Source organism: Microbacterium sp. ZOR0019 (genome assembly GCF_000800925.1).
Taxonomy (GTDB): Bacteria; Actinomycetota; Actinomycetes; order Actinomycetales; family Microbacteriaceae; genus Microbacterium; species Microbacterium aurugineum.
This window is the reverse complement of record NZ_JRKC01000096.1, coordinates 51519-58653: the sequence shown is the minus strand read 5'-3', so window position 1 is coordinate 58653 and position 7135 is coordinate 51519. Positions and strand designations below refer to the sequence as shown.

Annotated in this window: 10 protein-coding genes; 3 read left to right on the top strand and 7 right to left on the bottom strand. The window is 69.5% G+C overall.

Going from position 1 to position 7135, the window contains the following annotated elements; all coding sequences use genetic code 11:
- The 3 genes from L978_RS17445 to L978_RS17435 form a co-directional block, all read right to left on the bottom strand.
- Positions 1-1354: MFS transporter (locus L978_RS17445; RefSeq protein ID WP_047524649.1), on the bottom strand; the 1354-nt coding region annotated here is incomplete at its 3' end.
- Between the two features lie 44 nt (positions 1355-1398).
- Positions 1399-2475, bottom strand: a complete 1077-nt coding sequence (locus L978_RS17440) for a carboxylate-amine ligase (protein WP_047524647.1) — start codon at positions 2473-2475, stop codon at positions 1399-1401.
- A gap of 8 nt (positions 2476-2483) precedes the next feature.
- A complete protein-coding gene (locus L978_RS17435; RefSeq protein ID WP_047524646.1) occupies positions 2484-2750 on the bottom strand; it encodes a DUF7218 family protein in 267 nt (88 codons plus the stop codon).
- A gap of 123 nt (positions 2751-2873) precedes the next feature.
- Between L978_RS17435 and L978_RS19045 the strand changes: the two genes are divergently transcribed.
- Positions 2874-3038: a hypothetical protein gene (locus tag L978_RS19045; protein ID WP_017201713.1), complete on the top strand. Its 165-nt coding sequence runs from the start codon at positions 2874-2876 to the stop codon at positions 3036-3038.
- A gap of 80 nt (positions 3039-3118) precedes the next feature.
- On the opposite strand, the gene L978_RS17430 is transcribed toward L978_RS19045, so the two are convergent.
- Positions 3119-3328, bottom strand: a complete 210-nt coding sequence (locus tag L978_RS17430) for a CsbD family protein (protein WP_047524645.1) — start codon at positions 3326-3328, stop codon at positions 3119-3121.
- 191 nt (positions 3329-3519) lie between these two features.
- Here L978_RS17430 and L978_RS17425 point away from each other — a divergent pair, with 191 nt between their 5' ends.
- Positions 3520-3921, top strand: a complete 402-nt coding sequence (locus L978_RS17425) for a hypothetical protein (protein WP_047524644.1) — start codon at positions 3520-3522, stop codon at positions 3919-3921.
- 12 nt (positions 3922-3933) lie between these two features.
- On the opposite strand, the gene L978_RS17420 is transcribed toward L978_RS17425, so the two are convergent.
- Positions 3934-4281, bottom strand: coding sequence for a DUF1380 family protein (locus tag L978_RS17420; protein ID WP_047524661.1), 348 nt, complete (start codon positions 4279-4281; stop codon positions 3934-3936).
- A 295-nt stretch (positions 4282-4576) separates the two neighbouring features.
- Between L978_RS17420 and L978_RS17415 the strand changes: the two genes are divergently transcribed.
- A complete protein-coding gene (locus tag L978_RS17415) occupies positions 4577-5071 on the top strand; it encodes an FBP domain-containing protein (RefSeq protein ID WP_047524642.1) in 495 nt (164 codons plus the stop codon).
- Here the strand turns inward: L978_RS17415 and L978_RS17410 are convergent.
- A complete protein-coding gene (locus tag L978_RS17410) occupies positions 5068-5907 on the bottom strand; it encodes a PaaX family transcriptional regulator (protein ID WP_047524640.1) in 840 nt (279 codons plus the stop codon). The two genes, L978_RS17415 and L978_RS17410, sit on opposite strands and share 4 nt — an antisense overlap.
- Positions 5897-7135 carry a kynureninase gene (locus tag L978_RS17405; protein WP_047524639.1) on the bottom strand — a complete coding sequence of 413 codons (1239 nt, stop codon included), beginning with the start codon at positions 7133-7135 and terminating at the stop codon, positions 5897-5899. Before L978_RS17405 ends, L978_RS17410 begins: the two co-directional genes overlap by 11 nt.

Sequence of the window (7135 nt, the reverse complement as noted above, 5' to 3'; positions counted from 1 at the left end):
GCTCGGCCGGATTGCGACGGATGCCGATCCACGACACCACCCCGCCGATCACGAGCAGTGTCGCGGTGACCCACGCCGCACTGTGGAACCCATCGAGGTCGAGCTGTCCGCCGACGATCGTGGAGAGCATCGCGACCACGAGCAGTCCGGCGACGCGCGAGACGGCGTTGTTGACGGCTGAGGCGATGCCGGAGTGGTTCTCATCGATCGCACCGAGGATCGCGGCGGTCAGCGGGGCCACGGTGAGAGACAGACCGAGACCCATCACGATCATCGCGGGCAGCACCTGCCACCAGTAGTCGAAATCGTCGGCGACCGACAAGAGCATCAGGGCTCCGACGGCCATGATCAGCGGTCCGACCGTCATGAAGATGCGCGGACCCCACCTGCCCGCCCAGCGACCGGCGCGCGAGCTCACCAGGATCATCAGGATGGTCATCGGCAGGCTCGCGAGACCGGCGGCCGTCGCGCTCAGCCCGGCACCCTGCTGCAGATAGACGCCCACGACGAAGCCGTTGAGCGACAGGGCGGCGTACACGAAGAGGGTGGCGAGGTTTCCCCAGCCGAAGTCGCGCACGCGGAACAGCCACAGCGGCATGAGCGGGGAGGCGGAGTGCTGCTGGCGCCACAGGAACAGCCCGAACAGGGCGGCACCTGCGACGGCGGGGATCCAGATGGCGGGCGACTGCCATCCCAGGTTGGGCTGCTCGATCAGGGCGAACACCACGGCGCCGAGCCCGATTGCGCACAGGGCACCGCTCCACCAGTCGACCTTGATGCCGCGCGGATGCTCGGGCAGATGCAGACGGGCCAGCAGGAACAGGGTGATCCCGATGGGGATGACGTTGATGAGGAAGACGAACCGCCAGGAGATGAAGTCGACGAACAAGCCGCCCAGCAGCGGCCCGACCAGTTGCGCCCCCGTGGTGAACGCGGTCCACACCCCGATGGCCCGGGCCTGGACATCGGCGCGCATGGTCGCGGTGATCAGCGCGAGCGAGCTCGGGACCAGCAGTGCTCCGGCGGCGCCCTGTGCGGCCCGGGCGACGATCAGCATCAGCGGGTCGACGGCGGCGGCGACCGCGATGGAGGCGACGCCGAAGGAGATCAGGCCGATGCGCATCACGAGGACGCGTCCGTACGCGTCGGAGACGGAGCCTGCGAGCAGGATCAGGGCGCTGAGAGTGATCAGATACGCGTCGACCACCCACTGCTGCGTGGTGATGCCGCCGCCGAGTTCGCGACTGATCGCCGGCAGTGCGACGTTCACGACCGTGCCGTCGAGGAACGTCACGAACGAAGCGAGCACGGCGATCGAGATCACGAGGCGCTGGAGAGGGGCGAAGGATGCCACAGGCCGACCTTACTCCCGGTGACGGACCCCGGGGGCGGTGGGGGTCAGGCCACCGGCGCCGGGGTGCCTGCGGCGAGCAGCCGGGCGAGCATCGGCGTTCCGCCCTGGTCGAGGGCACGACGCTGCCGGTCGGCGCCCGTGCCGACTGCCCGCAGCCGGGCGATCCCTTCGCGGACCCGCTCGTCGTCGCCGAGGTCACGGAGCGTGGAGGCGATGACGGCGAGCATCCGATCGGCGACCGCCCAGGCGGCGGCGACCGCTCCGGTCGTGGGATCGATCATGCGGGCGTCCATCCCGTGGCGGGCGGCCGTCCACAAGGAGGCGTCGAGGCCGTCGATCCCGGCATCCCCGTGCGGCTGCTCGTCGGTGAGGACGATCGCGCGGGAGAGGACGGCGGCGAACACGGCATCCTCCGCGGTCAGCTGCGCGTCGAAGACCCGAAGCTCGACCGTGGGGAAGCGATCCGAGATCCGCGCCGCCCAGGAGAGGGCCGCCGGGTCGGTGATCGCCCGCAGATCGACGAGCTGCTCCACCTGCGTGCGGTAGTCGTCGAAGTCGCGGAACCGGGGTGGGCTCCACGATCCCGGCAACCGGCGGATCAGGATGCTCCGCCAGCTCGAGAAGCTCGAGTCGCGTCCGCCCGCGAAGGGGCTGTTGCCGGTGAGGGCGAGCAGCACCGGGAGCCAGCCCCGCACCCGGTTGAGTGCGCGCACCCGTTCCTCGTCGTCGAGCACCTCCACATGCACATGCAGGCCGTTCACCTCGTGGTCGCGGGTGAGGTGGCCGAGCCACGACGCGACGTCGTCGTAGTGGGCGGAGGGAGACACCGCCGAGGAACGGGTCGTCGCGAAGGGGGTTCCGGTACCCGCGGCGATCGCGCTCTGCTCGCGGGCGTGCCAGCCGATCAGGCCGCGGAGATGGGTCGACTGCGCCTCCGCATCCGCGGCGGTCGACACCGGCTCCGTGAGGCATTCGATCTGCGAGGTCAGGTACTCCTTCGTGACCTCACCGCCCGTCCGCAGCCGGGTGATGCGCTCGCGGGTCCCTGCGGCCAGGGTGACCGGCGTGAGCGAGTGCGCATCGACGAAGAGGAACTCCTCCTCGATGCCGAAGCGCGTCATCCGCGGCCTCAGTGATCCCTGAGCGCGGAGATCAGCTCCGACTTCCGTTTGCCGCTGTAGCCGGTCAGACCCAGCTCCTTGGCGCGTCCGCGCAGCTCGGGGACCGTCCAGTCCTCGTAGTCGCCGTGCTCCCCGCCGCGGCGCCCGACCGCACTGCGGCCCTCTTTCGCGGCGGCGTTCGAGATGCGCGCGGCTTTCTCCTTGGATGCCCCGTCGTTCCGAAGCTCTTCGTACAGCTCGGGATCCTTCAGCGAGTTCTCGCGTCTTCCTGGCACGTGCTCGTCTCCTTCGCGCACTCGGAGGGTGGAAGTCAACCCCCTCGGGCAGATGGTCTTCTCGGGCTAGCGTGAGGGCACCGCAGTCGGGCGTCCGCGCCTGCCGAAAGAAGGGAAAGACCGATGAACATCCTCCTGATCATCGTCATCGTCGTCGCCGTGATCCTTGCGATCACCGGAGGACTGGTGCAGTCGCTCCAGTTCCTCCTGTGGGTCGGGCTCGTCCTCCTCGCGATCGCTGTGATCGCTTGGTTGATCCGAGCGATCAGCGGCAGCCGCAAGGTCTGACGACTCACAACGTCTGACCCATCGAGGTGAGGCCCGCCCTTCGGCGGACCTCACCTCTTCGGTGTCCGGGGGACCGGTCCTTACTTCTTATCGAACGCGTCGCGGACGCTGTCTCCGGCCTTGCCGGCTGCGTCCTTCACGTCCTCGCCGGCCTGCTTGGCCGAAGCCTTCACCTGGTCCGCCTGGCCCTCGGCCTCGAGTCGCTCGTTGTCGGTGAGCTTTCCGACGCCTTCCTTGACCTTTCCGGCGGCCTTCTCGGCAGCGTGCTTCATGTCGTCTGCAGCACTCATGTTCTGCTCCTCTCGTGGGCGGATTCGATTGGCTCCGACCTTTCCACGCGGGCGCGGAAGCAGCTACGGGATTGACAATCGAGGCGGGTCGTGTCAACGTTCTGCCCCCATCGACGCAGCGAGCGCGGAGGACTAGCCTGGCGCCAGGCGGGTGGTCCTGCCCGTCGACCCGACCGAGGAAGCGGTGTGCGATGGACTCGATGATGATGGGCGCCATGTCGAAGAACATGGAGTCGATGCCCGACATGCAGATGATGGACATGTCGGTGGTGCAGGCGTGCATGGACGCGTGTGCGGCGTGCGAACAGGCCTGCACGGTGTGTTCGACGCAGATGATGGACTGTTCTCCGGCCTGCATGAACTGTGCGGACATGGCGAGCACGATGATGCGATCGATGCTGCGGATGCAGGGGATGACGCCGGCCTCGATGATGGCGATGCTCGATGCGTGCATCGCCATGTGTCAGACCTGCATGGACGAGTGCATGGAGCACGCCGACATGAGCGAGGTCTGCCGTCTGTGCGCTCAGGCCTGCCAGGCGTGCATGGACGCGTGCGCGGCGATGAGGGACATGATGATGGCGGGTGCCTGAGTCGCGGTCGGCTCAGACGGCGGCGACGTTGAACTGCGTGCGTCCCACGGCGAGGACCGCGTAGCGGGCGTGCAGCGCCACCGGTGTTCCGGGCCCCGCCTCGAGTGCCGCGCCCGAGGCGTTCCACAGCGCGTGCACGGCGCCGTCGAGCGTGCGCACGAGGAGGTCGCCCGCCACCGGGTCGGACGCCTCCACGATGCCGTCGACCCATTCCGCGGAGGTCGCCGAGGCGATGCGCGCCTGGATCAGGTGCAGAGCGTGCCCCGGAGCGAAGGACGAGCAGCGGCCGCCGTTGCTGCACATGCACGCCGCACGCTCACGCACCGGGACGGGCGAAAGGCGGTTGAGCGGCGTGGACACGGTGGTCTCCTTCGGATCGATGTTCCGAAAAGAGTAGGTCGCCCGCCGATCCCGGGCCAGGCGGCCCGACATGCGGCGAAACATACGGGTGTAGAATCGCCGGGTGCTGTCGTCGATGAGCGCCCCTCGGGCGCAGAGCGGAGCTGCAGGCGCCCCTCGCGCCGCAGGCAGAGGCTGAGGACCGGCCGGAGACGGAACCCCGTCGCCGGTGTCGCGTCGTACCCGGCTTCCCTGTCCGGGCTCCTCACTCCGATCGACTCGCCCGTTGCGGCGAAAACCTGAAAGCACTGCTCCCATGCGTCTCATCGACGATCGCGCCATCCGCGCCTCCTTCCTCAACGTCTCCCGCAAGGAGGTCTCCGACCTGTCCCTCCCGCCCGGCTTCGCCGAGATCGACTTCGAGCGACTCGACTTCCTCGGCTGGGTCGACCCGAAGATCCCCCGCCGGGCCTACGTCGTCACCTGGGTCGACGACGCCGTGGTGGGCGTCTTCCTGCAGCGCGCCGAGCAGCGGGTGCTCGCCCGCGCCCAGTGCTCGTGGTGCGAAGACGTCACGCTCCGCAACGACGTGCAGCTGTACGTCGCGCGCAAAGCCGGACCTGCGGGGCGCAAGGGCGACTCCGTGGGCGTCCTCACGTGCGCCGAGTTCGGCTGCAACCGCAACGTGCGCATCCTGCCGCCACTGGCCTATCAGGGCTTCGACCGGGAGTTCGCGCGCGACCTGCGCATCCTGCGCCTGCAGGAGCACGTGGCGGGATTCCTCGCCGAAGTCGGCGGGCGCGCGGACTAGACGGAACGTGCGCGCTCGGTGATCCGGGCGCGCACGTGCTCCCACGCGGGCTCGGACAGAGCCGCCGACCGGCGGGCGAACTCGTCGAAGCTGCGCCGACCGGACCAATCCGTCGGCAGCATCGACGGCGGCAGGCCCGGGTCGGTGTACGGCAGCACCCGCCAGCGGTCGATCAGCTGCACGGATGCCGCGAAGGGCTCCGTCGGCAACGTCGCGAGAGACGCCTGGAAGGCGAGGTGCTCGGCGCGGAGCGCGTCGAGGTCCCACCACTGGGCGGCCGCCTCGACGAGCGTGCCGGCCGGGGCAGGGGCGGAGGCCAGGAACAGCGTCGCCCAGCGCCGCGCGTCGAGCTCGTAGAGGATCTGCAGGGCCTCGTCCCGAAGGTGCCCGGGGCAGATCCACAGTGCGGGCGACACGACTCCGGCACCGATCCACTGCAGTCGGCGGCGCAGCTGGTGACGGGTACTGCGCGCGCTCTCCGGGATCGAGAAGGAGACCAGGCACCACGGGTCGGTATCCGTCATCTCGCGCATCTCGAAGATGCGACGGTCGCCGCGCTCCAGCATCGGGATCGCGGCCGGGTTCAACCGGTAGCCGATCGTGTCGTCGCGCTCGGCGAGCAGCAGCCCTTTCTGCTTGAGGCGGGCGATGCCGGTGCGGGCTTGCGTGGGCGGGATGCCGAGGTCTCCCGCGAGCGCCACCAGGTCCGCCGCCGAGATCCATCCGCCGAGAGGACGCAGGAAGACGCCGATGAACGTCCGCAGCAGCGAGGCCGTGCTGCCGGGACGCGCATCGATGTCGTCGAGGACGGGCGCGTCCGGGAAGTCAGAAGTCACCGGACTCCAGCGCGTCGCGGATGGCGAGCACACCCGTGATCGTCTCGACGTGCGAGGTACTCAGCGGGGAGAGGCCGAGGCGGATGCCGTCGGGGAAGCGGAAGTCCGGGATGATCCCCTCCGCCCACAGCTTCCGTGTCACGTCCCGGAAGTCGGCATGGCCGATCGTCACGTGTCCGCCTCGGAGGTCGGCGTCGCGCGGGCTGAGCAGGCGCACACCGAGGGGCGCGAGGACGGCATCGTAGGCGCGGACCGCCAGATCGGTCAGGGAGCGGGACTTGGCACGCACGCTCTCGATCGTCGACTCCTCGATCAGGTCGAGCATCCCCTGCATCGCGAGCATCGATGTGACCGGCGGCGTGCCGCTGAGCAACTGGCGGATATCGCCGGACGGCACGTACTCGGGGCCCATCGCGAAGATGTCGGCGGCACTCCACCACCCCTGGATCGGCTGCCGCAGCACTCCGTGGAGCCCGCGGCGGAGGTACGCGAAGGCGGGGGATCCCGGGCCACCGTTCAGGTACTTGTACGTGCAGCCGACCGCGACGTCCACGCCCCAGTCGTCGAGCTGCATCGGCACGACGCCGGCGGAGTGGCACAGATCCCACATCATCAGCGCGCCGGCCTCGTGCGTGACCGAAGTGATGCCGGGCATATCCGCCAGGGCTCCGGATCGGTAGTCGACGTGGCTGAGCGACACCAGGGCCGTGCGCTCCGAGACCACCGCGGCCACGTCGGCGACGGTCACGCCGGCCACCGGGTCGGGTTCCAACCAGCGCAGGGTCAGGCCCGTCTCGGCGGCGACGCCTTCGGCCAGGAAGCGGTCGGTGGGGAAGTTCCCCGCCTCGATCACGAGTTCCGTCCGGGTGGGATCGGCGGTCGCGGCGGCACGCATGAGCTTGTAGATCAGCACGCTGGTCGAATCGGCCACGACGGTCTGGCCCGCGCCGGCTCCGAGTGCCACGCGTCCGATGCGGTCGCCCAACTCCATCGGCAGCGCCATCCACTGTTCGTCCCAGGAGCGGATGAGCCGGGTGCCCCAGTCCTCGCGCACGAACGCGGCGAGCTTCTCGGGGATGTCGCGCAGCGGACGGCCGAGGGAGTTGCCGTCGAGGTAGGCCGTGACGCCCGGGGCATCGGCGAACGCGTCGAGGTGCGCACGCAGCGGGTCGGCGGCGTCGAGGGTGCGGGCGAGGTCGAGCAGTTCACGGTCGAGGGGGTCGGTCAT

Excerpts from the sequence above, each read along its gene's own strand:
- L978_RS17430 (WP_047524645.1), bottom strand. The coding sequence starts at position 3,328 with ATGAGTGCTGCAGACGACATGAAGCACGCTGCCGAGAAGGCCGCCGGA.
- L978_RS17415 (WP_047524642.1), top strand. The coding sequence starts at position 4,577 with ATGCGTCTCATCGACGATCGCGCCATCCGCGCCTCCTTCCTCAACGTC.
- L978_RS17425 (WP_047524644.1), top strand. The coding sequence starts at position 3,520 with ATGGACTCGATGATGATGGGCGCCATGTCGAAGAACATGGAGTCGATG.
- L978_RS17405 (WP_047524639.1), bottom strand. The coding sequence starts at position 7,135 with ATGACCGACCCCCTCGACCGTGAACTGCTCGACCTCGCCCGCACCCTC.
- L978_RS19045 (WP_017201713.1), top strand. The coding sequence starts at position 2,874 with ATGAACATCCTCCTGATCATCGTCATCGTCGTCGCCGTGATCCTTGCG.
- L978_RS17440 (WP_047524647.1), bottom strand. The coding sequence starts at position 2,475 with ATGACGCGCTTCGGCATCGAGGAGGAGTTCCTCTTCGTCGATGCGCAC.